Genomic DNA, 25,244 nt, shown 5'->3' on the forward strand with positions numbered 1-25,244 from the left:
CGGGTAAAAAACGCCGGGAGTATAACAGAGTCAGGCGGGAAGGCGGAAACGCGCTACCGCCGCACTCAGCCGCCGGGACTCCTGCCCCAACTGCCCGGAAGCATGGCTCATCTGTGCCACCAGCCCACCGGTTTCCGTCACCACCTGGTTTAACGTGCTGATGCGGCGAGTCACCCGGTGGATCCGTTCTCCCTGATTGAGCGTTGCCCCGGAAATCTCGCTTAACAGCCCGGTGAGATTGCCTACCAGCGACATAATCTGCTCAAGGGTATTTTCCAGCCGGGAGACCGCGCCTGAACCCTGTTCTATCCCCTGTAGCGAGTGATGGATCAATTGCTCAATGGTCTGGGTGGAATGGCTGCTTTTACGCGCCAGCAACCCGACTTCCCGGGCGACAATGGCAAACCCACGTCCATGCTCCCCGGCATGAGCCGCTTCTATCGCCGCATTCAGCGCCAGAATATTGGTCTGAAACGCCACGCTGTTGATCATGGCGACGATGCCACGCATCTCTCCGGCGCGGGAAACCATATCCTGCATCGAATGATTCACCCTCTGCATCATCTCTTCCCCGCCGGCAGCCACCTCGCGGGCACTGTCGGCTCGCTGGTTAGCGACCCTGGCGTATTCGGTATTCTGCTCAACGTGAGATTCCAGGGCATGAATATGGTTGGTAACGCGCTCCAGCTCCTGGGCCTGGCGCTGCGCCTGCTGTGAAAGCGCATCGTTATCGCGGGTGAGATTGTCCACGGTATCCGCTAATGCGCCGGTGACGTCACGCATTTCATGCACCAGCTTCATTAACCCCTGCTGCATAGTATTGATACTGGCGTTCAGTTCGCGCATCTCGCGGTTGCGGGTCAGGGTGACTGGCGTGGCGGTCGAGAGGTCTCCCGCCGCCAGCCGGTGCAGATGATGGATTAATTTACGCAGCGGCTTGATCACCCATGCTGACATACCCAGCCATACGGCCAGGGCAATCACCAGCAACATCCCCAGCGCAGCGATAACGCTTTTTTGCGCCATCGCTAATCCGGCAAGCAACTGTTGGCTGTGTTGCGCATTGCGGGTTTCAATCTGGCTCTGATACTCCACCCAACGGGTATTAAAGTCTGCCTGGAACGCCTGTACCGGTACGCTGAAAAAAGCGTCGATACTGTGAGTGGCGGCGAGGCCATCTGCCTGCTCTTTCAGCGCCTGATAAAAGGCCTGATAGCTGGCCAACAGGTTCTCATCCTGCGGCGTGGCGTGTTCCCGGTAGCGAATAAACGCCTGGTGGGAATGGCTTAATGCCGTTTGCGCTTCATCCATCAGGCTCTGCCAACTGCCTTCGGAGCCGGTCGCAGCGTCCTGCATAAAATAGACGCCTGAGCGGTTAAGCAGGTCGCTGGCCGTCAGCAGCGACACTCGCGCCTCTTCTATCCAGGACTGCTGTTGCTGAAACTGCTCCCGCTGCGCCAGATCCCGTTCGGTATCATGGAGCAACGAAGAAAGCATTACGGTGGATAAAATCTGGAGCGCGGAGAAAAGCGCGATCGCGCACAGGATCGCGCTTAATAAGCGGAACTGGATACGGCAGAACGGACGGGCCAGCTTGCGGAAAATTTCACTTAGAGTCATGATTTTCTTCAGTAAAAAGCGTTAACGCCGCGAGTCTACTGAACGAAAATGACAGAATCATTGCACAAAAATGACAATCACCCTTTGCGGTTGCGCCATACGGTTTGAGCGTTGCAAAACTCACGCAGGCCGAAGTGGGACAATTCGCGGCCAAAGCCGCTTTTCTTCACGCCGCCAAACGCTACGCGGGCGTCCGAGGCGCTGTAGCCGTTAATAAATACCCCGCCGCATTCCAGCCGTTCGGCAAACCAGTGGGCGCGCTGTTCATCGGCGGTATACACCGTGGCGCTCAAACCATATTCGCTGTCATTGGCCAACGCCAGAGCGTGTTCGGCATCTTTTGCTACCGTCATCGCCGCCACCGGGCCAAAGAGTTCTTCACGAAACGCGGTCATTTCCGGGGTCACGTTGCCCAGCACCGTCGGCGGATAGTAATTCCCCTCGCCTGCGGGTTTTTCCCCACCCAGTAACAGGGTCGCGCCCTGTGCCAGCGAGGCCTCAACCTGACGGTGCAGTTCGTCGCGCAGATCCGACCGCGCCATCGGGCCGATAACCGTCTCTTCATCCTGCGGCAGTCCCATACGCAGCGCGGCAGCACGTTCGACAAACAGCGCGGTAAAACGCGACGCGATGCCTTCTTCGACGATAAAGCGTTTCGCCGCGGCGCAGACCTGCCCGGTATTCTGATAGCGTCCCGCCACGGCGGCGCTCACCGCCTGTTCCAGATCGGCATCGTTGAGTACGATAAAGGGATCGGAGCCGCCCAGCTCCAGTACGCATTTCTTCAGCGCCGCCCCGGCCTGCGCGCCAATCGCTGCGCCCGCACGGCCGCTACCGGTCACCGTTACCGCCGCGATACGCGGATCGCGAATGATCTCGCCGACATCTTCATTGGTCGCGTTAATCACGCTGAATACGCCATCGGGGAGACCCGCGTCGCTGACGATATCCGCTATCAGTTGTGCGCAGCCCATCACCGACGGGGCGTGTTTTAACAGATAACCGTTGCCCGCCAGCAGAATCGGCACCATGCCGCGCAGCACCTGCCACAGTGGGAAGTTCCACGGCATTACCGCCAGGATAGTGCCGATGGGACGGTATTCAATCACCGCATCGGGTACCTGGGTTGGCTCTGCCACCAGCATCGCCGGGCCGTGTTCCGCGTACCAGTCGCACAGCGCCGCAGATTTAGCGACTTCGCCGCGCGCCTGGCGAATGGGTTTGCCCATTTCGCGGGTCATCAGTTGCGCCATCTCCTCGCCACGCTCGCGCAGTGCCGCGCCGATATCACGCAAATGCTGCGCACGCCGTTCACAGGCAAGCGCCCGCCATCCGCGATAGGCTGCGGCACAACGGGCCAACGTTGCCTCGCGGTGGGAGGCTGTGGCATAGAGATACGCCGCCAGGGTTTGTCCGGTCGCCGGATCTACGGTCATCGCGTGGGTCTGAGGAGTGGCGCTCATTGATATTCTCTTTTGCAGTGAAATATTGCTTCAGTGTGTTTCGGGATGGTATTTATGAAAAGTGAATAATATTAACCATCCCATTCTTAATACGAGAACACTATGGATTTGACGCAGCTTGAAATGTTCAACGCCGTGGCGGACACCGGCAGCATCACCGCCGCCGCCCGAAAAGTGCACCGAGTCCCTTCAAATCTCACAACCCGCCTGCGCCAGCTCGAGGAAGATTTAGGGGTGGAGCTATTTATTCGCGAAAACCAACGCTTGCGGCTGGCCCCCGCCGGTTACAGCTTCCTGGAATACAGCAAGAAAATTCTCGACCTGGTGAGCGAAGCGCGCAGCGTCGTTTCCGGCAACGAACCACAGGGCGTGTTTTCACTGGGGTCGCTGGAGAGTACCGCCGCCGTGCGCATACCGGGTGTACTGGCGACCTATAACCAACGCTATCCGCGCATCCAGTTCGATCTGGCCACCGGCCCTTCTGGCACCATGATTGACGGCGTACTGGAAGGCACGCTCAGCGCCGCGTTTGTCGACGGTCCGGTGCTGCATCCTTCACTGGACGGGTTGCCAGTGTACCGGGAAGAGATGATGCTGGTGGCTGCCGTTGGGCATCCTAAAGTGAGCCGTGCAAGGGAAATCAATGGTGCCAGTATTTATGCCTTTCGTGCCAACTGTTCTTACCGCCGCCACTTCGAGAGCTGGTTTAATGCCGATCACGCCATGCCGGGTAAAATCCATGAAATGGAGTCTTATCACGGAATGCTGGCCTGTGTGGTTGCTGGCGCAGGGCTGGCGCTGATGCCGCGCAGTATGCTGGAGAGTATGCCGGGGCATCATCAGGTTGAAGCCTGGCCGCTGGCGGAAAAATGGCGCTGGCTGAATACCTGGCTTATCTGGCGGCGTGGCACCCGGTCGCGCCAGCTTGATGCCTTTATCGACCTGCTGCCCAAATGTGAATAACCCCTGCCCCGGTGATTTTCACCGGGGCAGAATGAAATGCTCGCTTAAATTTACATTTTGCACACCGTATTTTACCCGTTGCTGCATCAGCATGATCACAATCGCGCTAACCTCGTAACCTGGTTAATTAAATTGTCTTTTTTTACAGCATTTCTGATTAAGAAATGCCTGGGCTGATTAAAATATCATCCGCCTTCACATTTTTCAGAAGACATTCCTATGTTGCAAAAAGCAATTATTTCGGAAATCGACATCGAGCTCATGACGCTTAATCAGGCGATCCGCGATCATTTCGCCTGGGCCAATAAGCTGATTGAATTTTCATTATTCGACGACCGAATGGATAACAGTTTTACCGACCCTAAATCCCATGAGATTTGCGCATTTGGTCACTGGCTTCGTTTGCAACTCGCGTCATCCGAAGAAAACACCGAGGCTTTGCTGGCTATTGAAGCCACGCATGAAATCATGCATGACGCCATGCGTGAGGTGATCAACTGTATTGGCAACCAGCGGGCGTTGCGTGAGAAGTTGAATAATTATTTTCACGCCCAGATGCATTTTCTCGAAGCCACAGATAGTTATAAAACCGAGTTAATCTCGCTCCGCAACTGCTATGACACGTTAACCGGGCTGCCGCTCAGGCAGTTGTTGTATAAGGATTTTTCGCGCATCGCCAGCCTGCGCCGCAATAAGAACTCCACTTTTTATTTGTCGTTGATTGATATTGATTATTTTAAATCGGTTAACGACACTTGGGGCCATAATGTGGGGGATATTATTCTTCAGGAATTAGGCCAACTGCTGGCATCCAATGTCCGGGTAGCAGACCGAAGCTACCGGTTCGGCGGTGAGGAATTTATTGTGCTACAGGAGTGCCAGAGTTATCGGGATTTTACGGCGGTGATGCTGCGCATAATGAATATCGTCAGAAAGCATTCGTTTATTATTCCCAGCGGGGCCATCACTATTACGGTCACCTGCGGAACCACAACGGTGCAGGAAAAGGATGAACTCCAGGCGATTATCGACCGGGCCGATAAAGCGATGTATTTCGGCAAGCAAAACGGCAGAGATCAGTGTCGGTTCTGGAGTGAAAACAAAATGATCGATATAGAAAAAACCGCGTCAGTCACAGCGCTGTAACGATTGCCCTGTCCCTGGTTATCAGGGACAGGAAATACGGTTAGCGCAGCATTACCTTGCCAATCAAATAAGTCGTCGCTCTTCCGCCGATTAACACTCTGTCGCCGCGTAACTGGCAACGGAGCTCACCTCCACGCACCGACACCTGATGCGCCAGCATCTCGGTTTTGCCCAGTTTATCCGCCCAGTACGGGATCAGCATGCTGTGGGTGGAGCCGGTAACCGGATCCTCCGCCACCGCCTCGCCGGGGCAGAAAAAGCGGCTCACGAAATCCTGGTTTTCGCCCTGGGCGGTAATGCACACCATTTTACCGAGCGGCTCCAGGCCGTGGATATCTGGCGTTAACGCTTGCAGGCGCAGTGGGTCATTCATCACGATCAGCCAGTCGCGGGCCATGCGGGTCTCCTTCACCTCGCTGCGCGCGATACCGAGTTTTTCAAACAGCAAGTCCGGCGCGTCGGCGGCTTCGGTTTGCCAGGCCGGGAAATCAAGCGTCAGCCACTCGCCTTTGCGGGTCACACTCAATTCGCCGACAAAACGGGTCGAGAATTTAATTTCCGTGTCCGGGAAATCGAGATATTCGAAAATCACATGCGCGGCGGCAAGCGTGGCATGGCCGCACAGGTTGATTTCATATTGCGTGGTAAACCAGCGCAGCTCGAAGCCGGTATCGGCGCGGACAAAATAGGCGGTTTCCGACTGATTATGCTGCTTTGCCATTTTTAATAGCGTTTCATCGGGGAGCCATTCGGTGAGCGGGCACACCGCCGCCGCGTTTCCGCCGAAGGTTTTATTGCTGAACGCGTCAATCATGTAGAAATCAATCGTTTGCATTGGGGGGCTCCTGGGGGGCTGAGGGGATCACTATGACATAGATGGGGGGCGTGGCGGTATAGGTGTGTGTGTATGGTGGAAGGGTTCCGTTCAGTGGAGTTGTTCCGTTCGCCAGGCGTTCGTGGCTCAACGTGACTCCGTAGCACGCGAACGGGCAAAGGGGGATTCCGCATCCCCCTTTGCAATCCCCGCTCCCGGCCAGCAAAATCGGCGGCTTCGCCGCTTCCCTCGGCTCCATCTCCTCGCTTCAGGTCGGTCGGGATACGGCATCCTGCCTTTCCCGACCTCAGCCCCGCATCCCTGCGGGGCTGACCTGGCTCGTCAATTCCGCCTCGGCGATTTTGATGCCGGACTCAACACCCCCAACTGTATGTTTTTTATTTTTTACTGGGCAGCTATTGCCGCTGTGAGTTCTGTTTAAAAACTGTCAGCGACACACTGGTTGCATTAAAAGCCTGAACGTATCGCGGGGGTTTTTACTCCCCATCGAAATCGCCGAGGCGTTCGCGGGAGGCCGGGGCTGGCGGCATGGATGCCGCCAGAGGGTGCGAGCTACAGGATGTAGCATCGCGCCCGACCCGAAGCCGGACGCGATAAGCCGAGGGCACCGCGAAGCGGCGATTTCGCTCGGGGGAGCCGGGGGTGTTGGGGGCGCGGCGGCGAGCGCCCCCAACCCGTTCGCGTTCACCGACGCTTAAGACTGACTCGACAGCCTAAGCGAACGGAACAATTCCACTGAACAAACTGAACGAAACAATTCCACTGTACTAAACCCAAAATACCCTTTGCACGTAAGCAAAAAAAAGCTCCCGCCTTTCGACGAGAGCAACCAGGGTACTACAAATGAAAAAATAAAAACCTACACTTACGGACGAACTGCAACCGCCTCGATTTCAATCTTCACATCTTTCGGCAAACGCGCAACTTCCACACACGACCGCGCCGGGAAGTTCGCGTTGTGCTCCATAAAGAACTCGTTATACACGCGGTTCACCGCCTCAAAATCCGCCAGGTCTTTCACAAACACGGTAGTCTTGATGATGTTATTCACCGTCAGCCCCGCCGCTTCGACAATCCCTTTGACGTTATGTAACGACTGAAGCGTTTGCGCCTCAATGTCCGCCGCGATCGCACCCGTCTCGGGGCACAGCGGGATCTGCCCGGAAGTAAAGACGAAACTGCCCATATCCACACCCTGGACGTACGGGCCGATAGCTGCCGGAGCTGTGTTGGTCGAAATAATGGTCGTTGTCATACTCACTCCTTTTAAAAAAGGTTGAACGTGCGGCTTGCCGCCGCACGCAATAATTACAGCGCGCTGGTAAAGGTCCTGGACACCACATCCTGCTGCTGCTCGCGGGTCAGCGCGTTAAAGCGCACCGCATAGCCGGAAACGCGGATCGTCAGAGTCGGATATTTCTCCGGGTGATCGATAGCGTCCAACAGCATTTCGCGGTTCATCACGTTAACGTTAAGGTGCTGTCCGCCCTCAATCGCCACGTCATGATGGAAATACCCGTCCAGCAGCCCCACCAGGTTGTTCTTACGCGCCATCTCGTCTTTACCCAGCGCCGCCGGAACAATAGAGAAGGTGTAAGAAATCCCGTCTTTGGCGTATTTGAACGGCAGTTTCGCCACCGACGTCAGCGATGCCACCGCGCCTTTGCGATCGCGGCCGTGCATCGGGTTGGCACCCGGCGCGAATGGCGTGCCGCCACGGCGGCCATCTGGGGTATTGCCGGTTTTCTGGCCGTACACCACGTTGGAGGTAATCGTCAGGATCGACTGGGTCGGCACCGCGTTGCGGTAGGTCGGCAGCGCCTGGATTTTTTGCATAAAGCGCGACACCAGGTCGCAGGCGATGCTGTCAACGCGATCGTCGTTATTGCCGTATTGCGGGTATTCCCCTTCAATCACAAAATCCAGCGCCAGACCGTTGTGATCGCGCACCGGCATCACGCGGGCATATTTAATGGCAGACAGCGAATCTACCGCCACCGACAGCCCGGCGATGCCGCAGGCCATGGTGCGGTGCACATCGCGGTCGTGCAGCGCCATCAGCGAGGCTTCGTAGCTGTACTTATCATGCATGTAATGGATCAGGTTCAGGGCGCTAACGTACTGTACCGCCAGCCAGTCCATAAAGTTGTCGAGGCTTGCCATTACGGTGTCGTAATCCAGCACCTCATCCATGATCATCGGCGTTTTCGGGCCAACCTGGATTTTCAGCTTCTCATCCATCCCACCGTTGATGCAGTACAACAGCGTTTTAGCGAGGTTGGCGCGCGCGCCGAAGAACTGCATCTGCTTGCCGATCACCATCGGGCTGACGCAGCAGGCAATGGCGTAATCGTCGCTTTCAAAGTCCGGGCGCATTAAGTCGTCGTTTTCATACTGCAAGGAAGACGTGTCGATAGAGACTTTCGCCGCATAGGCTTTAAACGCTTTCGGCAGCGCTTCCGACCACAGAATGGTCAGGTTCGGCTCCGGCGACGGGCCCATGGTGTGCAGGGTATTCAGGTAGCGGAATGAGTTTTTAGTCACCAGGGTGCGGCCATCCAGCCCCATCCCGCCGATCACTTCGGTAGCCCAAATCGGGTCGCCGGAGAACAGGGTGTCGAATTCCGGGGTTCGGAGGAAGCGCACCATGCGGATTTTCATAATGAAATGGTCGATCAGCTCCTGGGCCTGAACCTCATTCAGCATGCCTGCTTTGATGTCGCGCTCAATATAGATATCAAGGAAAGTCGCGGTACGGCCCAGCGACATCGCGCCGCCGTTCTGCGATTTCACCGCTGCCAGATAGCCAAAGTACAGCCACTGCACCGCTTCCTGGGCGTTACGCGCCGGGCGGGACACGTCGAAGCCGTAGTTACCGGCCATCTCGGTGATTTGTTGCAGCGCACGACGGTGTTCCGCCAGTTCTTCACGCAGGCGAATCGTTGCTTCCAGATCTTCGCCCCGCTCCAGCCTGGATTGCAGATCGGCAAACTGCAATTCGCGTTCGCGGATCAAATAAGCCGTACCGTACAGCGCCACGCGGCGGTAATCACCGATAATGCGCCCACGGCCATAGCCGTCCGGCAAGCCGGTCAGCACGCCGGATTTACGGCAGCGCAGCATATCCGGGGAATAAACGTCAAATACGCCCTGGTTATGGGTTTTACGCAGATGAGTGAAGGTGTACTCGAAATCTTTGTCCATTTCGCGGCCATAGGCATCGAAAGAACTTTTAATCATATTCACGCCGCCGTAGGGGTGCAGCGCACGCTTCAGCGGCTGGTCGGTTTGCAGGCCGACGATTTTTTCCAGCCGCTGCTCAATGTAACCCGGCCCGTGGGCGGTAATGGTGGTGGCGATGTTGGTGTCGAAATCTACCGGCGCATGGGTGGCGTTCTCCTTGCGGATGCCTTCCATAACCTTTTCCCACAGCTGCACGGTAGCCGGAGTCGCATCAGCAAGGAAGCTTTCGTCCCCTTCATACGGGGTGTAGTTATGCTGAATAAAATCGCGGACGTTAATGGTTTCCTGCCAGTCAGAGCCAGCAAAGCCCTGCCAGGCGTCGAGATACGTGTCGTTTAACGCTACATCAACCTTCATTACAAACTCCCTCTGTACGGTACAGATTAAATAATTCGATATCAGGCAAATTCAGGCTGTGAAACCTGGCGGCCCAGGCGGATAGCGTCCTGAGCGATCATTTTTTCTTCATTGGTGGGGATCACCGCCGCAACGGTGCGTGACTGCGCACCAGAGACCACACGCGGCCCCACGCGGTTCGGCTGGGCGTTTTTGGCCTCGTCTACCTCAATGCCAAACACCTTCAGCCGTTCCATCACCAGATTGCGGATAAGCACCGAGTTCTCGCCGATCCCGCCGGTGAAGATCACCCCATCCAGACGGCGTAGCGAACTGGCATGGCCGCCGATATGGCGGGCAATGCGGTGGACAAACGCGCCAATCGCGCGCTGTGCGCCCGCGTGGCCTTCGTGGTACGCCTGCTCCAGCACGCGTAAATCTGATGACAAACCCGACAGGCCAAGCAGGCCCGAGGCTTTATTCACTACCCGCTCCAGATCTTCCAGGCTCTGACCGGTCTGGCGCGCGAGATAGGCCAGCGCACCGAAATCCACATCGCCGCTGCGGGTCCCCATAATCAGCCCTTCCAGCGGGGTCATGCCCATAGAGGTATCGACGCTTTTGCCATCCTGTACCGCGCAAATGGATGCACCGTTGCCCAGATGGGCAATCACCAGCCCGGCATCGTTCTCATCCAGATTAAGCAGCGTAACGGCTTCGCTGGCGACATAGCGGTGCGAAGTGCCGTGGAATCCGTAGCGGCGCACGCCGTGCTGTTCTGCGTACTGATAAGGCAGACCGTAGAGATACGCTTCCGGCTTTAAGGTTTGATGAAAACCGGTATCGAACACCGCGACCTGCGGCAACCCGGGGAACAGATGGCGCGCGGCTTCCACACCCGCCAGGTTGGCGTAGTTGTGCAGTGGCGCCAGCGGTGAGACTTTCTTGATTTGCTCGACGACGTCATCAGTAACGATCACCGCGTCGCTAAAAATCTCGCCGCCGTGGGCGATGCGATGGCCGATTAACGTCACCGCATCCATTAACTGGCGCTTATCCAGCTCCCCGGCGATGGCCGCCAGCGCGGCGTCGTAGGTGCTGTCAGCAAGTTTAATTTCAGTGGTTTTATCCACCACCAGGAGGGCATTGTCAGAACCAATGCTATCGGCAATGCCGGAAAGAACCACGTCGCAATGCTCAACGTCTAAAACGGAAAATTTGATCGACGAGGAGCCACAATTAATAACAAGAACTACAGAATCTACGTTCATTACACTGCTCCGCCCACCCTTTCGGGTGGGCTTTGAGGTTAATAGAGTGGGGATTAGAACAGTTTGTAAGCGATGTTCAGGATGGTCAGCAGGCCAATCACGGTTACGAAGAAGTTATCCGCACGACCTTTGTATTTCGCCATCGCCGGGGTTTTACCAATCGCGTACATCGGCAGCAGACACAGCAGAGAAGCGATAATCGGCGCACCCATGGCTTCAATCAGGTCCAGGATGTTCGGGTTCGCGTAAGCCACAACCCAGGTGGAGCCCATGATGAAGACCATGCTGATGGTGTTCAGCTTGCTTTCAGAGATTTTGTTTTTGTCGCCTTTGTAACCAAACTTCAGGATCAGGCCGTTGAGACCTTCCAGGGTGCCCAGATAGTGGCCGAAGAAGGATTTGAAAATCGCGACCAGCGCAATCAGGGACGCGGCATATTCCAGAACGGTTGCGAACGTCGATTTGGTTCCGCTCATAGAGGCAAAGTGGTTAGCCAGGTAAGACAGCACCGGAATGTTCTGCGCTTTGGCTTCCGCCATGTTGGCCGGAGACAGCGTGAACAGGCAGCTAAAGGCAAAGAACATCACCACGGCAACCATCAACATGCTGGCGCGGGAGATAATCTGGGAGCATTTCTTCTCGGTGTACTCTTTACCGAATTCGCCTTCGTACTCTTCGCGTTTAGACACCACGAAAGAAGAGACAATCGGCGAGAAGTTAAAGGAGAACACCATGATGGATATCCCCAACCATACGGTGACCAGAATACCGTCATGGCCCAGCAGGGAGATATCCGCGACGCTGGCCTGCTCGATCACCGCACCGTTCCAGTAAGGGATCAGCGACAGGGAAATCAGCACCAGGCTGGCGATGAACGGGAATACCAGGAAGCTCATGACTTTCACCATCAGGTCTTTACCAAACCAGATAACGAATGCCATCAGCAGCAGCAGGAACAGCGCTACAAAGCCGCGGTTCAACGGTTCCATGCCAAGCTGGTTAACCCAGAAAGTCATAAAGGTGTTGGTGATGGTTACGCCATAAATCCACAGCAGCGGACAAATCGCGAAGAAGTACAAGAAGGTAATCACCACGCCGCCGGTTTTACCGAAGTGCTCTTCGACGGTTTCGGTGATGTTGCCCGATGGATTACTGCCGGACAGGCACAAGCGAGCCAGCGCGCGGTGGCAATAAAAAGCGATCGGGTAAGCCAGCACTAACATTAATAAAATTGGAATTAAGCCACCGAAACCGGCGCGAATCGGGAAAAATAATACCCCAGCGCCGATTGCCGTACCAAACAGACCGAGTGTCCACGTGGTGTCAGATTTACGCCAGGCGAAGCCCGACGCTTTCTGACCGGTTACAACAGTATTATCCAAACTCATTTGAAGTATCCTGTACAAAAATTATTAGTGAGTGGTTTCAAGACCGGTAATTTGCGATACGCGCGACAGGTCAATATTGCCACCGGAAATAATGCTAACGGTTTTCTTACCCTGGATATAATGATCAAGCTTGCCGCTTAATAATGCAGCGCTGGCTAAAGCCCCTGCCCCTTCAGTGATAATTTTATTTCTCTGGATCAGGTGAACCATACTGGAACGAATCTCTTCTTCGGTGACCAGTACAATATCCGTGACCAGATCTTTAACGATTTCGTACGTTAAAATGCCCGGACGCGCGACATCACAGCCGTCGGCTAACGTTCCGGCATTACGGTGATTGGTAATGTGGCCGGCATAATAAGAAGACGCCATTCCGTGAACGTTTTCTGACTGTACGCCGATAATATTAATGCGCGGGTTGATGGATTTAATTGCCAGCGCCACGCCGGCAATCAGTCCGCCGCCGCCGATTGGCACAATAACGTTATCCACATCGTATAAATCTTCAAGAATTTCAAGGCCAATGGTGCCCTGGCCGGCGATGACTTTTTCGTCATCAAATGGCGGGATAAATAAACGTCCTTCCATTTCCATAATTTCGCTGGCTTTAGCGATAGTTTCGTTAAAGCTATTTCCGTGCAGAATCACTTCCGCAGAATAATCGGTGGTTGCGGCCACTTTTGATTTCGGCGCGCAGGAAGGCATGACCACCTTTCCGTTAATTCCCAGCATGGCGCAAGAAAGAGAAACACCCTGAGCATGGTTGCCTGCTGAGCATGCGACAACACCCTGACGCTTTTCATCTTCAGTTAACGAACTTAATTTATTAAAGGCTCCACGAATTTTAAATGACCCGGTGCGTTGCATGTTTTCAAATTTAAGAAATATTTCTCCCTTGCAACGTTCGCTTAAATAATTGGAACGCGGTTGACCGGTTTTATAGATGCGCCCATTAAGACGGGTGCGGGCTTCCATTATGTCATGGATGGTCAGTGGAAGATTATCGTAGGTTATCATGGTAAATCCTTTCGTAGCCGTCTGATACAGAGTTTTATTTTCAAGACGCGGCGATCCTAAGGTACATCCACCACCATTAATGTGACACACACGTCAAAACGCCCCCGGTCAATGTTTTCGGAGAGTAATTAATTAAGAAAATGCTACGGGGTCGACATTTTAATAATTTCGGATTAATTTAACTAATGCGAATTAAATAAAAATAGTAATACCTCTTTAGGAGCAATATGTTTAAATTTAAATCAAAAGTTAATTCGTGAATTAAATGCAGCGCTTTTAAATAAACTATAAATTACACAGCTTACCAATTATTAACATATTATTTACTTATGGGTTGATTCATGATCATAAGCAGTCTGAATGTTTTTCAGCCAACGTTTTTTCTGCAAGCAAGTTTTGCCGATTTTTACACGTCTTTCCTTGCAGTTAAAAATGAGATTTGCGTCACAAAAAGATTGAATTCACCGGAGTGATGGTTTTATGATCGCCTTACTCCCACCATTTCTTAACCATCGCGATACTTCTCTATGACAAACAACACAGTCTCACGCAAAACCGCGTGGCTGCGGGTGGTTACGCTTGCTGTCGCCGCATTCATCTTTAACACCACCGAGTTTGTGCCGGTGGGTTTACTGTCGGACATCGCCAGCAGCTTTGGTATGCAAAGCGCCCAGGCGGGCATCATGCTGACGATTTACGCCTGGGTGGTGGGGTTGATGTCCCTGCCCTTTATGCTGCTTACCAGCCAGATTGAGCGTCGCAAGCTGTTGATTGCGCTGTTTGTGGTGTTTATCGCCAGCCATATTGTGTCGTTTCTGGCCTGGAATTTTGAAGTACTGGTTATCAGCCGCGTCGGCATTGCGTTCGCTCATGCGATTTTCTGGTCGATTACCGCCTCGCTGGCAATCCGCCTGGCCCCGGCGGGCAAACGCGCCCAGGCGCTAAGCCTGATCGCCACCGGCACCGCGCTGGCATCCGTGCTGGGTATCCCGATTGGCCGCGTGGTCGGGCAGTACTTCGGCTGGCGTACCACCTTCTTCGCCATCGGGATGGGCGCATTAATTACCCTGGTGTGTCTGGCGCGCCTGCTGCCGAAACTGCCGAGCGAGCACTCCGGTTCATTAAAAAGCCTGCCAGTATTGTTCCGCCGTCCGGCGTTAATCAGTATTTATATTCTGACGGTAGTGGTCGTGACCGCGCACTTTACCGCCTACAGCTATATCGAGCCGTTTGTGCAGACCGTGGCGGGGCTGAGCGAAAACTTCGCGACATATATGCTGCTGGTGCTGGGCTTTACCGGCATTATCGGTAGCGTGATTTTCGGCAAACTGGGCAACCAGCACGCCTCGCTGCTGATCGGTATGGCGATAGCCCTGCTGGTGTGCTGCCTGCTTCTGCTGTTGCCCGCCAGTCGTAACACATGGTCGCTGACCGCGCTGTGCGCCTTCTGGGGGGTGGCGATTATGCTGATCGCACTGGGGATGCAGGTGAAAGTGCTGGCACTGGCCCCGGACGCCACCGATGTGGCGATGTCGCTGTTTTCCGGCATTTTTAATATTGGCATCGGCGCGGGCGCGCTGGTCGGCAACCTGGTGAGCATGAATTTTTCAATGGCCTCGGTGGGCTATATCGGCGCGATCCCCGCGCTGGCGGCGCTGGGTTGGGCTGTGATTATTTTCCGCCGCTGGCCGGTGTCGCTGGAAGAACCGCCCCGCCAGGTTAACCCGAACTAAGCGCGCGTTTCATCACGCCCGCCAGCCAGGTGAACCCCGGGTTCCAGGCCAGGCGGGCGCGGATATTCTCCGGCAGTTGCTTACCCTCCGTGATAGCTGGTCACAATCTCAAGCACGCCGTTGATAATGAACTGCACACCCATACAGACCAGCAGAAAGCCCATCAGGCGTGAAATCGCCTCTATCCCGCCTTTGCCGACCACGCGCATTACCGCGCCGGAGCTCCGCAAACTGCCCCAGAGAATAATGCCGATAATGATAAACAGCAGCGGCGGCGCAACGGCGACAATCCAGGCCGGAAACGCATCGGAATGGCGCAGCGTGGAGGCGGAACTGATGATCATTGCAATAGTGCCGGGCCCGGCAGTGCTCGGCATCGCCAGCGGCACAAAGGCGATATTGGTGTCCGGCTCCTGATGGATCTCTTCGGCTTTGCTCTGCACCTCCGGAGCCTCATGGCCTTTAGCCGGCGGGAACAGCATCCGAAAACCGATAAACGCCACAATCAGGCCGCCAGCAATACGCAGACCGGGTATCGAAATGCCGAAGGTATCCATCACCAGCTGACCGGCGTACCACGCCACCAGCATGATGACCACCACGTTAATCGACGTCATCAGCGCCGTGCGGTTGCGCTCGGCGCTGCTCATATGGCCGGATAATCCCAAAAACAGCGCCACGGTGGTGAGCGGGTTTGCCAGCGGTAACAGCACCACCAGTCCAAGCCCCAGAGCCTTAAATAATTCCAGCATATCAATCCTCTTCCTGTGAATGGCAGGCGGAGTATAAGGAGGCCCGCGCCGGGATACCATCATCAAAGCGTAAGGTTTCGTCGCGTTCTTTACAAACCCGGTTTGCTGCCCAATTCCCTTCTGGTGCGAGTAACATTTCGCCATTAAAAGTTTAACTTATGAAACGTTTTAGCAGATCGTGTCATCTTCTTTTCATTCAGTTGACTTATATTTGCCTGGGCAATAATATCTGCCGTGACTAATCTACTTGCCTGGGCAAACACCGTGAATAATCCCGACGATCTGTTTAATAACATCATCCCGCTGGGTCGCCTGATCCATCTGGTGAATCAAAAAAAAGATCGTTTGCTTAATGACTACCTCTCCCCGATGGATATCACCGCCGCGCAGTTCAAAGTGCTGTGTTCCATACGCTGTGGAGGTTCCATTACGCCGGTGGAGCTGAAAAAGGTGCTATCGGTAGATTTAGGCGCCCTGACCCGCATGCTTGACCGCCTGGTCTGCAAAGGCTGGATCGAACGCTTGCCGAACCCCAACGACAAGCGCGGCGTACTGATCCAGTTAACGCCTGAGGGCGCTGCGCTGTGTGAGCAATGTCATCAATTAGTAGGGCAAACCCTGCATCAAGAATTAACTAAAAATATGACGGCAGAAGAAGTGGCAACCCTTGAATACCTGCTCAAGAAGGTTCTGCCGTAATCGACGGAGATAAGACGATGTCCAGACGTAACAATGATGCGGTGACGATTCATAGCATTTTGGACTGGATTGAAGAGAATCTGGAGTCCCCGCTTTCACTGGAGAAGGTGTCCGAACGCTCAGGTTATTCGAAATGGCACCTGCAACGGATGTTCAAAAAAGAAACCGGCCATTCATTAGGCCAATACATCCGTAATCGCAAACTGACTGAAATCGCACAGCAGTTGAAAAGCAGCAACGAACCGATCCTGTTTTTGGCGGAGCGCTATGGGTTTGAATCGCAGCAAACCTTAACCCGCACGTTCAAAAACTATTTTTCGCTGCCGCCGCATAAGTTCCGCGTGAATGCCACCGCGAACGATGCGCTGTATTTACACCGAATCCATCATTAAACCTGCATTAAATTCGCGTTTCGAACGTGACTGAGGAAATCATGAAATACGTCTTAGCAGCCTGCGCCCTGCTGGTACTGGCGACAGGCTCTGCTGCGGCGGAGCAATCCACCGGCTTTAGCCATCAGGAAGCCCGCGACCCCATGCTGACGTCTACCACCAACTGCACCTCACCGTATGATTTCAACCATCGCGGCGCGGGCAGCGATAAGTCTGATGAGCTTGGGGTGGCGTACTACAACTGAGTTTGCTGGCGGGCTTTATGCCCGCCAGGGTCACTCACACCCGGCGCGTTTTGCGCGCCATTGGGAAGCCAAACACATTGATGTACAGCCCTGCCATAATCAACACCGCCCCGCACATCTGCAACCACGACAGCCGCTCATCTAATAACAACGCCGCACTGGCCAGGCCAACCACCGGCACCAGCAGCGACAGCGGCGCTACGCGCCAGGTTTCATAACGCCCTAACAGCGTGCCCCAAATCCCGTACCCCACAATGGTTGCGCCAAACGCCAGGTACAACAGCGACAGGATCGTCACCATGTCGATATGCATCAGGCTCAACACCACCGTGGTTGGGCCGTCCAGCAGCATACTGGCCACCAAAAACGGCGCGATGGGGATCAGGGCGCTCCACACCACCAGTGACATGACCGCCGGGCGCGCGTCGTGCTGCATGATCTTCTTATTAAAAATATTGCCGCAGGCCCAGCTAAAGGCACCGCCCAGCGTCAGCATAAAGCCCAGCAGCGGCACGTGCTCGCCGGTGAGGCTGGCTTCAATCAGCACCAGCACGCCAACGACTGCCAGCAGAATCCCCGCCATCTGGCGCGACTGTAGGCGTTCGCCAAAGGTCAACGCCCCGAGAATAATGGTGAAAAACGCCTGGGCCTGAAGCACCAGCGACGCCAGCCCGGCAGGCATACCGAATTTAATGGCACAGAACAGAAAGGCGAACTGCCCAAAGCTGATGGTCAATCCATAACCCAGCAGCAGGCGTAGCGGGACTTTCGGACGGGCGACAAAAAACAGCGCCGGAAAAGCGACCAGCAGAAAACGTAACCCCGCCAGCAGCAACGGGGGCATGGCGTGCAGCCCCCACTTGATGACAACAAAATTGACTCCCCACACCGTCACCACCAGCAGCGCCAGTAGCCCATCTTTACGTGTCATACCCTGCCCCAAAATAATTAAAAAAGTGTTAACACTTCACCCTACCGCAAAACTTTACAAAAAGGCATCACCAAAATATGCCTTGTTAAAAAGCACGCCAGAACAAAGGGCTGGGTGTACAACGCCGGTATGCCGTGGTATTGCTTGATGGCATAACAACCGCAGCACAACCCACTGTTAATTACAAAAAGATTACAATATGCAGCCCAGACACACATTTTCTATTGGCGCACTGCTCGCCTCATCGCTCCTGTTAACCATCGGACGCGGCGCGACGCTGCCCTTTATGTCCATCTATTTAAATCGCCAGTACGCGATGCCGGTGGACCAGATTGGTATCGCCATGAGTATCGCCCTGACGGTGGGCGTGTTCTTTAGCCTGGGGTTCGGCATCCTGGCCGACCGCTTCGAGAAAAAGCGCTATATGCTGTTGGCCATCACCGTGTTTGTCGGCGGCTTTGTGGCCATCCCGCTCACGCATCATGCGGCACTGGTGGTGGCGTGGTTTTCGCTGGTGAACTGCGCCTATTCGGTATTCGCCACGGTACTGAAAAGCTACTTTTCCGACACCCTCACCCCGGCGGTAAAAGCCAAAGTCTTTTCGCTAAACTACACCTTTTTAAATATCGGCTGGACCCTCGGGCCGCCGCTCGGCACCTGGTTGCTGCTTTACGGCGTGAATATGCCGTTCTGGCTGGCGGCTATCAGCAGTTCGATCCCGTTTGTGCTGATCCAGTGCTGCGTTAAGCCGTTACACACCCAACCGGATAGCCAGGCCGAAAAGCGCAACGTCATCGCCGTATTGTTGCAGGACCGCGCGCTGATTTACTTCACGCTCTCGGCGTTTCTCGGCTCGCTGGTGTTTGGCTCTTTCGCCTCCTGCATCGCGCAATACGTGATGGTAGTGGCGGACAACCGGCTGGCGGAAACCGTCATAGGCGTGGTGCTGCCGGTGAACGCGGCGGTGGTGGTGTCGTTACAGTACATGGTGGGGAAACGTATTCGTGCCGAAAACCTCAAGCGCCTGATGCTGTTAGGCACACTGTTTTTCCTGCTGGGGCTTGGCGGATTTATGTTTGCCGGTGCCAGTCTCTGGATTTGGGGGCTGTCTGCCGCCGTGTTTACCTTTGGGGAACTCATCTTCGCGCCTGGCGAATATATGCTGGTGGATAACATCGCGCCCAACGGTTTGAAGGCCAGCTACTTCTCGGCCCAGTCGCTGGGCTGGCTCGGCGGCGCGCTCAACCCGCTGGTCACCGGGATTATCTTAACTTACCTGCCGCCCTGGTCGCTGTTCGCCATTCTGATGGTGGCGACGACGGGCGCGTACCTGCTGATGTTGAAAGGGATGCGCGCGCCGCGAGCGGCGACGGTAACGGGGTGTGTTTAAGATTCAGGCAGATGCCTTTTTAAACTTTGCAGATATAAGATCTGCGCGGTTAACAACCAACTGAGTCAATCCTTTAAGGAATGATAATGAAGAAATGTTTAATTTGCGGCGGCGGTTATTTAACCCATGTGACCCGCGATCTGCCTTATGAACATCAAACCGGAAAGACAACGCTTAACGGCATTTCCGGCGAGTATTGCGATAAATGCGGTGAAATTATCTTCACTCCGGAAGAATGCGAGGCTTTCTGTAGCCAGGCCGCAAAGTTGAAGTCAGAAGAACATAATTCTGTCTAATCTGTTTCAGTCAATTGCCGGGCCATCGCCCGGCTCAAATCGCCACCAGCCCCCTGACCCCATCCTGCTCCATCTGGTTGCCCGCGCCGCGCTGGATAATTTCGCCGCGCGACATCACCAGATAGTAGTCCGCCAGTTCGGCGGCGAAGTCGTAAAACTGCTCCACCAGCAATATCGCCATATCCCCGCGCTTCGCCAGTTCAGCAATCACTGCGCCGATCTGTTTAATCACCGACGGCTGGATGCCCTCCGTCGGTTCATCCAGAATCAGCAACTGAGGGCGGCAGGCCAGCGCCCGTCCAATCGCCAACTGCTGCTGTTGGCCGCCGGAGAGATCGCCGCCGCGCCGCTGTTTCATCTCGTGCAGCACCGGGAACAGCGCGTAGATTTCCTCAGGAACAGTGCGCGCGTCGCGACCGGAGAAGCGCGACAGCCCCATCAACAAATTTTCCTCCACCGTTAAGCGTGGGAATATTTCCCGGCCCTGGGGCACATACGCCATGCCTGCCCGCACCCGCTGGTGCGGCTTCAGGCGGGTGATGTTTTTATCCTGAAAGTGAACGTCGCCGGAACGGGCGGCGATCAGCCCCATCAGGCACTTCAACAAGGTGCTTTTCCCTACGCCGTTACGCCCCAGCAGGCAGGTCACCTCACCGGGCTGCACCTCGAAAGACACGCCGCGCAGAATATGGCTGCCGCCGTAATATTGATTCAGACCACTTACCGTTAACATGCACGCTCCTTAGCGCCCTAAATAGACATCGATAACCTGCTCGTTGTTCTGTACCTCGCGCAGCGACCCTTCCGCCAGCACCTGCCCCTGATGCAGCACCGTCACCCGGTCGGCGATGGTCTCAACAAAACCCATATCGTGCTCCACTACCATCAGCGAATGCTTTCCCGCCAGCGTGCGGAACAGCTCGGCGCTGTATTCGGTTTCCGCGTCGGTCATGCCCGCAGCAGGCTCATCCAGCAACAGCAGATGCGGCTCCTGAATCAGCAACATGCCGATCTCCAGAAACTGCTTTTGTCCGTGGGATAGCGTACCCGCAGCGCGATGGCGTTCGGCGTTAAGCCGCAGCAGGCTTAAAATCTCGTCGATGCGGTCACGCTTTTCACCGCTGAGTCGCGCCCGCAGCGTGCCCCACACCGATTTATCGCCTTTTTGCGCCAGTTCAAGGTTTTCAAACACGCTCAGGGCTTCAAACACCGTTGGCTTCTGAAATTTTCGCCCGATGCCCTGGCGGGCGATATCGATTGACGACAGCGCGGTTAAGTCAGTGGACTGGTCATAAATTGCCCGCCCGCTTTGGGGCCGGGTTTTCCCGGTGATCACGTCCATCAACGTGGTTTTCCCCGCGCCGTTGGGGCCGATAATGCAGCGCAATTCACCCACGCCAATCTGCAAACTGAGATCGGTCAGCGCCTTAAACCCGTCGAAACTGACGTTGATATTTTCCAGTTGCAGCACCGGGTCGGTTTGTGAACGGTAGCGATCGGTCATCTGCTGGCGGGTAAACAGCCCTTCATCCGGTTGCATCATTGTTTACCTCGCTTAATCAGACCCACCACACCGCGCGGTAAAAAGCGCGTCACCAGGATAAACATCAGCCCGAGAAACAGCAGCCAGTATTCGGGCATCACCACGGTGAACAGGCTTTTGGCGCCATTGACCAGACCCGCGCCGATCACCGGGCCGATCAGCGTGCCGCGCCCGCCCAGCGCCACCCAGATCGCCGCCTCGATGGAGTTAGTAGGCGACATTTCGCCAGGGTTGATAATGCCCACCTGCGGCACATACAGCGCCCCTGCCAGCCCGCACAGCACCGCCGACAGCGTCCAGACCAGCAACTTGAAACCTTTAGGATCGTAACCGCAGAACGTCAGGCGGCTTTCCGCGTCGCGCACCGCCGTCAGCACCCGGCCAAATTTGCTTTTCGCCAGCAGCCAGCCGATCGCCAGGCTGAGGGTTAACACCAGCACCGTGGCGACAAACAGCCCGATTCGCGTGCCGGTGGCGGTTACCGGCATCCCGAGCAGCGTGGTAAACCCGGTAAAACCGTTATTACCGCCGAAGCCGGTTTCATTGCGGAAAAACAGCAGCATTCCGGCCCAGGTCAGCGCCTGGGTCATGATCGAGAAGTAAACGCCTTTAATTTTCGAGCGAAACGCAAAGTAGCCAAACAGCAGCGCCAACAGGCCCGGCACCAGCACAATCAGCATCAGCGTCCAGAGGAAACTGCGGGTGCCGAACCAGTACCAGGGCAACTCGCTCCAGGACAAGAAGCTCATAAACTCCGGCAGCCCGTTACCGGCGGCCTGGCGCATTAAGTACATCCCCATCGCGTAGCCGCCGAGGGCGAAAAACAGCCCGTGGCCCAGCGACAGCATCCCGGCGTAGCCCCACACCAGATCCAGCGCCACCGCCATGATGGCGTAGCAGAGGATTTTGCCTACCAGCGTCAGCATCCACTCCGACAGGTGCAGCGGGTGCGCGGCGGGCAGCAGCGCCAGGAACGGCAGCACCAGCAGCGCCGCCAGCATCGCGCCGCCCAGCGCCAGGCTCAGTTTTGGCCGCCGCCGGGTGGCGGCAGTGGTTAACGGCAGGCTAATCATTCGACAACCCTCCCTTTGAGTGCAAACAGGCCCTGGGGACGTTTCTGGATAAACAGCACAATCAACAGCAGGATCAGGATCTTGCCCAATACCGCGCCGAGCTGTGGTTCGAGGATTTTATTCAGGATGCCGAGGCTGAACGCCGCCGCCACGCTGCCTGCCAGTTGGCCGACGCCGCCCAGTACCACCACTAAAAACGAATCGATGATGTAGCCCTGGCCAAGTTCCGGGCCGACGTTGCCCAATTGCGACAGCGCCACGCCGCCCAGCCCGGCGATGCCGGAACCCAGGCCGAACGCCAGCATATCCACGCGCCCTTCCGGTACGCCGCAGCACGCCGCCATCGCGCGGTTCTGGGTTACCGCCCGCACGTTCATCCCCAGCCGGGTGCGGTTGAGCAGCAGCCAGGTGAAGGCCAGCACCAGCAGCACAAAGCCAATCACCGCCACCCGGTTCCACGGCAGGATCAGGTTCGGCAATACCTGAATACCGTCGGAGAGCCACGCCGGGTTCGCCACTTCAACGTTTTGCGCCCCGAATACCATCCGCACAATCTGGATCAGCATCAGGCTGATGCCCCAGGTGGCGAGCAGCGTTTCCAGCGGTCGCCCGTAAAGATGGCGGATCACGCTGCGCTCCAGCGCCATGCCGATCCCCGCCGTGACCAGAAACGCCACCGGCAGCGCCACCAGCGGATAGAGAGCCAGCCACTGGGGCGCCCAGGCGGCGAAGGCGTTCTGGGTAAGCCAGGTGCTGTACGCGCCCAGCATCAGCATTTCGCCGTGGGCCATATTGATCACCCCCAATAGCCCGTAGGTGATCGCAAGACCCAGCGCCGCCAGCAGCAGAATCGACCCCAGCGACAGGCCCATAAACGCCTGACCCGCCAGCTCGCCCCACATCAGGCGCTGGCCGATGGCCTTAACGCTTTTTTCCGCCTGGGCGCGCACGTCGGCGTCGCTTTCATTGTGGGGATCGGTTAACGGTTGCAGCCGCGCCTGTACCTGCGGCGAGCCGGAGCTTTCCAACTGTTGCACCGCCGCCAGGCGGATAGCGGGTTGAGAATGATTAAGATTGAGCAGCGCCAGCGCGGTAATCAGCGCCTCGCGCACCGCGCCATCGGTTTCCTGCTGACGACGGGTTTCCAGCAGCGCGGCCATTTCCGGGCTGGCGTCACGCTGCAATGTCCGGGCTGCGCGCAATCGTTCCGTGACGTTGTCACTCACCAGATAGTGAGATGCCAGCGCAGCTGCAGCCAGATTACGCAGCCGGTTAGTCAGGCGCAGCTTTTGCGTCTCCCCCGCTGGCGCAGCGGCATCGCCCAACGGTGTCAGGGTTCCGGCGTTGTCGTCAAAAACCTGTTTATGGCTATCCAGCACCACCCGCTCGGCGGCCAGCGCTTTCAAAAAGGGCAATCGGCTGGGTTCGGGCGCAGTGCCCCAGGTTTCCAGCATTTTCGCCTGTTCGCTCCGGTTGGCCCGCCCAAAGTCATCGCCATCGGCGGCCCATGCCCGTGCTGGTAGCAGCAGCATCACCCACAGCACATACCACAAGGTGGCGAATTTCATCATCGCGTCTCCGCATCGGCTCTGCGTCACACAGCCTCCCGTCGCCGGGAGGCATACGGCTTAGTTGCTGGCGGTTTTCACCGGCTGGTCGGATTTTTTGTCGTTACCGGCGATAAACGGGCTCCAGGGCTGGGCGCGTACCGGCTGTTCGGTCTGCCATACCACGTTGAACTGACCGTTACCCTCGATCTCGCCAATCATCACCGGCTTGTGAAGATGATGGTTGGTGGCGTCCATGGTCAGGGTAAAGCCGGACGGGGCTTTGACGGTTTGCCCGGCCATGGCGGCGCGCACTTTATCCACATCGGTGGTACCCGCTTTCTCGACCGCCTGGGCCCACATATGGATGCCCACCCAGGTGGCTTCCATCGGATCGTTGGTCACTACGCTATCGGCGTTCGGCACTTTATTGGCTTTGGCCCAGGCTTTGTACGCGGCGACAAACTGGGTATTGGTGGGGTTATCCACCGATTCAAAGTAGTTCCACGCCGCGAGGTTGCCGACCAGCGGTTTGGTGTCGATCCCGCGCAGTTCCTCTTCGCCCACCGAGAACGCCACCACCGGCACGTCGGTGGCTTTCACCGCCTGGTTAGCCAGCTCTTTATAGAACGGGACGTTGGAGTCACCGTTGATGGTGGAGATCACCGCCGTTTTGCCACCCGCCGAGAATTTTTTGATATTAGCCACGATGGTCTGGTAATCGCTGTGGCCAAACGGGGTGTAGACCTCTTCGATATCCTTATCCGCCACGCCTTTAGAGTGCAGGAATGAACGCAGGATCTTGTTGGTGGTACGCGGGTACACATAGTCGGTGCCCAGCAGGAAGAAACGCTTCGCGCCGCCGCCGTCTTCGCTCATCAGGTATTCCACCGCCGGGATCGCCTGCTGGTTCGGCGCGGCCCCGGTGTAGAACACGTTCGGCGACATCTCTTCGCCTTCATACTGCACCGGGTAGAACAGCAGCCCGTTCAGCTCTTCGAAAACCGGCAGCACCGATTTGCGGGATACCGAGGTCCAGCAGCCGAATACCACGTCGACTTTATCCTGGCTCAGTAGCTGGCGGGCTTTCTCCGCAAACAGCGGCCAGTTGGATGCCGGGTCGACGACTACCGGTTCGAGTTTTTTACCCAGAACGCCGCCTTTGGCGTTGATCTCGTCGATGGTCATCAGCGCCACGTTTTTCAGCGGCGTCTCGGAAATCGCCATCGTGCCGGACAGCGAGTGCATAATCCCCACTTTGATGGTATCCGCAGCCTGAACGCTGAAGGCCATACCCATCGCCGACACGGACGCGCAGAGGGCAAACGCTTTTAACAAGGTACGTCGTTGCATAAAGATCA

23 protein-coding genes are annotated in these 25,244 nt (G+C 56.1%); 8 read left to right on the plus strand and 15 right to left on the minus strand.

The features are described 5' to 3' along the window. Window positions 1-30 precede the first annotated feature (30 nt). Window positions 31-1,620 (minus strand): methyl-accepting chemotaxis protein, encoded by a 1,590-nt coding sequence (locus ACVV26_RS11620; protein ID WP_474797124.1) that lies wholly within the window; start codon window positions 1,618-1,620, stop codon window positions 31-33. Between the two features lie 77 nt (window positions 1,621-1,697). Continuing rightward, window positions 1,698-3,083, minus strand: a complete 1,386-nt coding sequence (locus ACVV26_RS11625; protein ID WP_474797125.1) for an aldehyde dehydrogenase family protein — start codon at window positions 3,081-3,083, stop codon at window positions 1,698-1,700. Window positions 3,084-3,185: 102 nt separating this feature from the next. Here ACVV26_RS11625 and ptrR point away from each other — a divergent pair, with 102 nt between their 5' ends. Further along, the gene (gene ptrR, locus ACVV26_RS11630; protein ID WP_474797126.1) at window positions 3,186-4,046 is read left to right on the plus strand and encodes a putrescine utilization regulator PtrR; all 861 of its coding nucleotides are present in this window, start codon (window positions 3,186-3,188) and stop codon (window positions 4,044-4,046) included. 219 nt (window positions 4,047-4,265) lie between these two features. Further along, complete coding sequence (locus ACVV26_RS11635) at window positions 4,266-5,192, plus strand: diguanylate cyclase (protein WP_474797127.1); 927 nt, start codon at window positions 4,266-4,268, stop codon at window positions 5,190-5,192. A 40-nt stretch (window positions 5,193-5,232) separates the two neighbouring features. On the opposite strand, the gene ACVV26_RS11640 is transcribed toward ACVV26_RS11635, so the two are convergent. The 6 genes from ACVV26_RS11640 to tdcB all read right to left on the minus strand — a co-directional run bounded on the left by ACVV26_RS11640 (window position 5,233) and on the right by tdcB (window position 13,282). Next, window positions 5,233-6,027: a PhzF family phenazine biosynthesis protein gene (locus tag ACVV26_RS11640; protein ID WP_474797128.1), complete on the minus strand. Its 795-nt coding sequence runs from the start codon at window positions 6,025-6,027 to the stop codon at window positions 5,233-5,235. Between the two features lie 865 nt (window positions 6,028-6,892). Beyond that, window positions 6,893-7,282, minus strand: a complete 390-nt coding sequence (locus ACVV26_RS11645) for a RidA family protein (RefSeq protein WP_474797129.1) — start codon at window positions 7,280-7,282, stop codon at window positions 6,893-6,895. Window positions 7,283-7,335: 53 nt separating this feature from the next. Next, window positions 7,336-9,627, minus strand: coding sequence for a formate C-acetyltransferase (gene pflB, locus ACVV26_RS11650; RefSeq protein WP_474797130.1), 2,292 nt, complete (start codon window positions 9,625-9,627; stop codon window positions 7,336-7,338). Between the two features lie 41 nt (window positions 9,628-9,668). Further along, complete coding sequence (tdcD, locus tag ACVV26_RS11655) at window positions 9,669-10,877, minus strand: propionate kinase (protein ID WP_474797132.1); 1,209 nt, start codon at window positions 10,875-10,877, stop codon at window positions 9,669-9,671. Window positions 10,878-10,930: 53 nt separating this feature from the next. Then, a complete protein-coding gene (tdcC, locus tag ACVV26_RS11660; protein WP_474797133.1) occupies window positions 10,931-12,265 on the minus strand; it encodes a threonine/serine transporter TdcC in 1,335 nt (444 codons plus the stop codon). 24 nt (window positions 12,266-12,289) lie between these two features. Next, on the minus strand, window positions 12,290-13,282 hold the full coding sequence (tdcB, locus tag ACVV26_RS11665) for a bifunctional threonine ammonia-lyase/L-serine ammonia-lyase TdcB (protein ID WP_312984345.1): 993 nt from the start codon (window positions 13,280-13,282) through the stop codon (window positions 12,290-12,292). Between the two features lie 527 nt (window positions 13,283-13,809). Between tdcB and ACVV26_RS11670 the strand changes: the two genes are divergently transcribed. Next, window positions 13,810-15,015, plus strand: a complete 1,206-nt coding sequence (locus ACVV26_RS11670; protein ID WP_474797134.1) for a sugar transporter — start codon at window positions 13,810-13,812, stop codon at window positions 15,013-15,015. An 80-nt stretch (window positions 15,016-15,095) separates the two neighbouring features. Here the strand turns inward: ACVV26_RS11670 and ACVV26_RS11675 are convergent, their stop codons facing one another. Beyond that, entirely contained in the window at window positions 15,096-15,767 is a 672-nt protein-coding gene (locus tag ACVV26_RS11675; protein ID WP_474797135.1) for a MarC family NAAT transporter, read from the minus strand. Window positions 15,768-16,031: 264 nt separating this feature from the next. On the opposite strand from ACVV26_RS11675, the gene marR reads away from it, so the two are divergent. The 3 genes from marR to marB are packed head-to-tail and all read left to right on the plus strand — an operon-like array spanning window position 16,032 to window position 17,103. After that, a complete protein-coding gene (gene marR / locus ACVV26_RS11680; protein ID WP_474801826.1) occupies window positions 16,032-16,466 on the plus strand; it encodes a multiple antibiotic resistance transcriptional regulator MarR in 435 nt (144 codons plus the stop codon). Window positions 16,467-16,483: 17 nt separating this feature from the next. Then, window positions 16,484-16,858, plus strand: a complete 375-nt coding sequence (marA, locus tag ACVV26_RS11685; RefSeq protein WP_312984351.1) for an MDR efflux pump AcrAB transcriptional activator MarA — start codon at window positions 16,484-16,486, stop codon at window positions 16,856-16,858. A 41-nt stretch (window positions 16,859-16,899) separates the two neighbouring features. Beyond that, the gene (gene marB / locus ACVV26_RS11690) at window positions 16,900-17,103 is read left to right on the plus strand and encodes a multiple antibiotic resistance regulatory protein MarB (protein ID WP_125293355.1); all 204 of its coding nucleotides are present in this window, start codon (window positions 16,900-16,902) and stop codon (window positions 17,101-17,103) included. Between the two features lie 34 nt (window positions 17,104-17,137). Here the strand turns inward: marB and eamA are convergent, their stop codons facing one another. Beyond that, on the minus strand, window positions 17,138-18,034 hold the full coding sequence (gene eamA, locus ACVV26_RS11695; RefSeq protein ID WP_474797137.1) for an O-acetylserine/cysteine exporter: 897 nt from the start codon (window positions 18,032-18,034) through the stop codon (window positions 17,138-17,140). 199 nt (window positions 18,035-18,233) lie between these two features. Between eamA and ydeE the strand changes: the two genes are divergently transcribed. After that, complete coding sequence (ydeE, locus tag ACVV26_RS11700) at window positions 18,234-19,424, plus strand: efflux MFS transporter YdeE (RefSeq protein ID WP_474797138.1); 1,191 nt, start codon at window positions 18,234-18,236, stop codon at window positions 19,422-19,424. 86 nt (window positions 19,425-19,510) lie between these two features. After that, window positions 19,511-19,720: a type II toxin-antitoxin system MqsA family antitoxin gene (locus tag ACVV26_RS11705; RefSeq protein ID WP_474797139.1), complete on the plus strand. Its 210-nt coding sequence runs from the start codon at window positions 19,511-19,513 to the stop codon at window positions 19,718-19,720. Between the two features lie 34 nt (window positions 19,721-19,754). On the opposite strand, the gene urtE is transcribed toward ACVV26_RS11705, so the two are convergent. The 5 genes from urtE to urtA are packed head-to-tail and all read right to left on the minus strand — an operon-like array spanning window position 19,755 to window position 25,236. Continuing rightward, a complete protein-coding gene (urtE, locus tag ACVV26_RS11710) occupies window positions 19,755-20,453 on the minus strand; it encodes an urea ABC transporter ATP-binding subunit UrtE (protein WP_474797141.1) in 699 nt (232 codons plus the stop codon). 9 nt (window positions 20,454-20,462) lie between these two features. Further along, window positions 20,463-21,260 carry an urea ABC transporter ATP-binding protein UrtD gene (urtD, locus tag ACVV26_RS11715; protein WP_474801828.1) on the minus strand — a complete coding sequence of 266 codons (798 nt, stop codon included), beginning with the start codon at window positions 21,258-21,260 and terminating at the stop codon, window positions 20,463-20,465. After that, a complete protein-coding gene (gene urtC, locus ACVV26_RS11720; RefSeq protein ID WP_474801830.1) occupies window positions 21,260-22,333 on the minus strand; it encodes an urea ABC transporter permease subunit UrtC in 1,074 nt (357 codons plus the stop codon). The genes urtD and urtC overlap by 1 nt, the downstream gene beginning before the upstream one ends. After that, window positions 22,333-23,907, minus strand: a complete 1,575-nt coding sequence (gene urtB, locus ACVV26_RS11725) for an urea ABC transporter permease subunit UrtB (RefSeq protein ID WP_474797142.1) — start codon at window positions 23,905-23,907, stop codon at window positions 22,333-22,335. The genes urtC and urtB overlap by 1 nt, the downstream gene beginning before the upstream one ends. A gap of 57 nt (window positions 23,908-23,964) precedes the next feature. Next, the gene (gene urtA, locus ACVV26_RS11730; RefSeq protein ID WP_474797143.1) at window positions 23,965-25,236 is read right to left on the minus strand and encodes an urea ABC transporter substrate-binding protein; all 1,272 of its coding nucleotides are present in this window, start codon (window positions 25,234-25,236) and stop codon (window positions 23,965-23,967) included. Between the last annotated feature and the right edge of the window lie 8 nt (window positions 25,237-25,244).

It is taken from the genome of Atlantibacter sp. MEI4A-1023 (assembly GCF_056155425.1).

What these genes read in the sequence shown, in the direction of transcription:
- ACVV26_RS11620 (WP_474797124.1), bottom strand. Translation starts at nt 1,620, where the DNA reads ATGACTCTAAGTGAAATTTTCCGCAAGCTGGCCCGTCCGTTCTGCCGT.
- ACVV26_RS11625 (WP_474797125.1), bottom strand. Translation starts at nt 3,083, where the DNA reads ATGAGCGCCACTCCTCAGACCCACGCGATGACCGTAGATCCGGCGACC.
- ptrR (WP_474797126.1), top strand. Translation starts at nt 3,186, where the DNA reads ATGGATTTGACGCAGCTTGAAATGTTCAACGCCGTGGCGGACACCGGC.
- ACVV26_RS11635 (WP_474797127.1), top strand. Translation starts at nt 4,266, where the DNA reads ATGTTGCAAAAAGCAATTATTTCGGAAATCGACATCGAGCTCATGACG.
- ACVV26_RS11640 (WP_474797128.1), bottom strand. Translation starts at nt 6,027, where the DNA reads ATGCAAACGATTGATTTCTACATGATTGACGCGTTCAGCAATAAAACC.
- ACVV26_RS11645 (WP_474797129.1), bottom strand. Translation starts at nt 7,282, where the DNA reads ATGACAACGACCATTATTTCGACCAACACAGCTCCGGCAGCTATCGGC.
- pflB (WP_474797130.1), bottom strand. Translation starts at nt 9,627, where the DNA reads ATGAAGGTTGATGTAGCGTTAAACGACACGTATCTCGACGCCTGGCAG.
- tdcD (WP_474797132.1), bottom strand. Translation starts at nt 10,877, where the DNA reads ATGAACGTAGATTCTGTAGTTCTTGTTATTAATTGTGGCTCCTCGTCG.
- tdcC (WP_474797133.1), bottom strand. Translation starts at nt 12,265, where the DNA reads ATGAGTTTGGATAATACTGTTGTAACCGGTCAGAAAGCGTCGGGCTTC.
- tdcB (WP_312984345.1), bottom strand. Translation starts at nt 13,282, where the DNA reads ATGATAACCTACGATAATCTTCCACTGACCATCCATGACATAATGGAA.
- ACVV26_RS11670 (WP_474797134.1), top strand. Translation starts at nt 13,810, where the DNA reads ATGACAAACAACACAGTCTCACGCAAAACCGCGTGGCTGCGGGTGGTT.
- ACVV26_RS11675 (WP_474797135.1), bottom strand. Translation starts at nt 15,767, where the DNA reads ATGCTGGAATTATTTAAGGCTCTGGGGCTTGGACTGGTGGTGCTGTTA.
- marA (WP_312984351.1), top strand. Translation starts at nt 16,484, where the DNA reads ATGTCCAGACGTAACAATGATGCGGTGACGATTCATAGCATTTTGGAC.
- marB (WP_125293355.1), top strand. Translation starts at nt 16,900, where the DNA reads ATGAAATACGTCTTAGCAGCCTGCGCCCTGCTGGTACTGGCGACAGGC.
- eamA (WP_474797137.1), bottom strand. Translation starts at nt 18,034, where the DNA reads ATGACACGTAAAGATGGGCTACTGGCGCTGCTGGTGGTGACGGTGTGG.
- ydeE (WP_474797138.1), top strand. Translation starts at nt 18,234, where the DNA reads ATGCAGCCCAGACACACATTTTCTATTGGCGCACTGCTCGCCTCATCG.
- ACVV26_RS11705 (WP_474797139.1), top strand. Translation starts at nt 19,511, where the DNA reads ATGAAGAAATGTTTAATTTGCGGCGGCGGTTATTTAACCCATGTGACC.
- urtE (WP_474797141.1), bottom strand. Translation starts at nt 20,453, where the DNA reads ATGTTAACGGTAAGTGGTCTGAATCAATATTACGGCGGCAGCCATATT.
- urtD (WP_474801828.1), bottom strand. Translation starts at nt 21,260, where the DNA reads ATGCAACCGGATGAAGGGCTGTTTACCCGCCAGCAGATGACCGATCGC.
- urtB (WP_474797142.1), bottom strand. Translation starts at nt 23,907, where the DNA reads ATGATGAAATTCGCCACCTTGTGGTATGTGCTGTGGGTGATGCTGCTG.
- urtA (WP_474797143.1), bottom strand. Translation starts at nt 25,236, where the DNA reads ATGCAACGACGTACCTTGTTAAAAGCGTTTGCCCTCTGCGCGTCCGTG.